3 protein-coding genes are annotated in these 2359 nt (G+C 73.0%); 1 reads left to right on the plus strand and 2 read right to left on the minus strand.

The window, feature by feature from the left end; all coding sequences use genetic code 11:
• Together HW445_RS27240 and HW445_RS27245 are read right to left on the minus strand one after the other, a co-directional pair.
• A partial coding sequence (locus tag HW445_RS27240; protein WP_180223531.1) for an NAD(P)/FAD-dependent oxidoreductase occupies positions 1-900 on the minus strand: 900 nt, incomplete at its 3' end.
• 248 nt (positions 901-1148) lie between these two features.
• A complete protein-coding gene (locus HW445_RS27245; protein WP_180223532.1) occupies positions 1149-1799 on the minus strand; it encodes a TetR family transcriptional regulator in 651 nt (216 codons plus the stop codon).
• 100 nt (positions 1800-1899) lie between these two features.
• Here HW445_RS27245 and HW445_RS27250 point away from each other — a divergent pair.
• Positions 1900-2359, plus strand: a 460-nt coding sequence (locus tag HW445_RS27250; protein WP_257231317.1) for a VOC family protein, incomplete at its 3' end; no start/stop codon positions are given.

Below are 2359 nucleotides of genomic sequence, written 5' to 3' on the forward strand. Positions count from 1 at the left end.
GTCCACCGCGGCGACCACCTCCACCCGGCCCCGGCGCACCGCGTCGATCAGGCCGACGTCCTGCACCGGGATCGCGCCCTCGCGCACCCGCGAGTACAGACCGGTGTCCGGCCTCGGCAGCCCGTGCGCCGACAGGTCGGGCACGCTCACCCCGGCCATGGTGCGGGCCAGCCGGTCGACCAGTCGCACGGGCAGCCGGCGGACCAGGATCGCGGTGTTCTGCGCCGGCCACCCCGCGGTGGAGCGGCGCACGATGTGCGGCACCGTCCGCACCGCCAGCCGGACCCGCGCCGCTCCGCGCTCGACCAGGTCGACGGCGAGTTCCGCCCCGGTGTTGCCGACGCCGACGACCAGCACGTCACGTCCGGCGAAGGCGGTGCCGGAGCGGTAGGCGGAGGCGTGCAGGAACTCGCCCGTGAAGCCGTCGAGGCCGGGCCAGTCGGGGGTGCGCGGGGTGTGGTTGTAGCCGGTGGCCACCACGACCGCGCTGCCGGTCAGCCGCCGCCCCCCGGTCGCGTGCAGCACCCAGGAGCCGTCGGCCCCCTCGCCGGCCCGCTCCAGCCGGGAGACCTCGACACCGGTGACGACCTCCAGCCCGTGGTGTTCGGCGTACCGCTCCAGGTAGCGCACCATGTCGTCGCGGGCCGGCCACCGGCCGAAGGAACGCGGCATCGGCAGTCCGGGCAGCGAGGACCGCTTGCGGGTGGTGTGCAGGTGCAGCCGGTCGTAGTGGCGGCGCCAGGAGTCGCCCACCCGGGGCGACTTCTCCAGCACGACGGCGCGGATCCCCCGCGCCCGCAGCGCCTGCGCCGCGGCCAGTCCTCCGGGCCCGCCGCCGACGACGTACACGGGGTGCCGGGCGTGGGACGGGGAGTCCTGAGGAATGTGCTTTTCGAGCATGATGCCGAGATTTTATTCAGGAAATCACTTGATGGGTCTCGGTCAAGACCGGAATTGATTCCGAATCGGTCACGCTCACGGGTGAATTGTGGACGGGCGGAGTCGCGCGCGAGGTGCGGGCGGTGGAAATCGGCCGGAACGCGGCACCGGCCGCCCGGCGGTCCGGATGACAGGACGCGGGCCCGCGGGGAAACCCGCCGGATCCGCGGGGAAACCCGGGAAATCCGAGGGAAAGGGGTGCCCGCCGGCTACCTGGTCGGCCTCTTTCCGGTGACGCCGAGGTGGACGAGATGAGCCAGGCTCGGGCGCAGCTCGGCGGCCTTGTAGCCCCAGCCGGTGTGGCCGCCCTTCTGGTGCGAGGCCGCCGCGGAGAGCATGGCGACCAGCGAGGCGGCGGTGGCGGCGGGGCTCACGTCCTGGTCGACCTTGCCCTTGGAGCGCAGCCCGCCGATGGCTTCCGTCAACCCCTTGTGGACGGCGCCCAGGATGCGCAGCCGGAGCTTGGCGAACCGTTTGTCCCCTTCCGCGGCGGCCAGGTCGACGACCCGCAGGATCGCGTCGTTGGCCCGCCAGAAGTCCATGAACCCGTCGACCAGTTCCTGCGCGGTCTGCCATCCCGCCCGGCCCGTCCAGGACCGGCCCTCCAGCAGGCCGCCCAGTCCCGCGCCGCCCGCCGCCAGGTCCTCGGCGATCTCCAGGACGGCGCTCTCGACGTCCGGGAAGTACTGGTAGAAGGTCGCCGGGGAGGTGCCGGCCCTACGGGCGACGTCGATCACCTTCACGTCGCGGTAAGGGGCGGAACCGAGCATTTCTCCGAGGCAGTCCAGCAGCTTCTGCCGCGTCGCCTGCCCTCGCCGACCAGCCACGCGGCCGTCGACCGTGCGTACGTGTCCTGTCATGTCGTCAGCTTATCGACGGGGGATTCGCGCGCTATTCGACAGACTGCAAATGGGGTGCGGGTGCACTGCGTGACCGTTCCCGTGCCGCTAACTTGGCGCTATGGCCGAAAATGGGGCATCCGTGAATACGGAGGGCGGCGATGCCGCCGAGGGCGTTCCCTGCTGGGTGGACGCCTCGCTTCCCGACGTGGAGGCGGGCAAGCGTTTCTACGGGGAACTGTTCGGGTGGAGTTTCGACGCGGTGGGGCCGCGGGGGGTGGCGGGGGGACCTCGCGGCGCGGCGTGGGCGCACCGCGAGGGCGATCCGGTGGCCGCCCTGCTGCCCAAACGGGACGGGCGGATGCCGACGGTGTGGACGGTGTACCTGGCCACCCGGGACGCGACGGCGCTGACCCGGCGGATCCCCGAGGAGGGCGGACAGGTGATCGCCGCGCCGACGCCGCTGGGCGGGCTCGGGCGGCAGGCGCTGGCGGTGGGGCCCGAGGGCGCGGTGTTCGGCCTGTGGGAGCCGGCCCTGCACGACGGTTTCGGAGGGCGGCGCCCGGCCAGCGGCGGCTTCG

Source organism: Streptomyces sp. UH6 (genome assembly GCF_013421635.1).
GTDB classification, from domain to species: Bacteria; Actinomycetota; Actinomycetes; order Streptomycetales; family Streptomycetaceae; genus Streptomyces; species Streptomyces abyssomicinicus.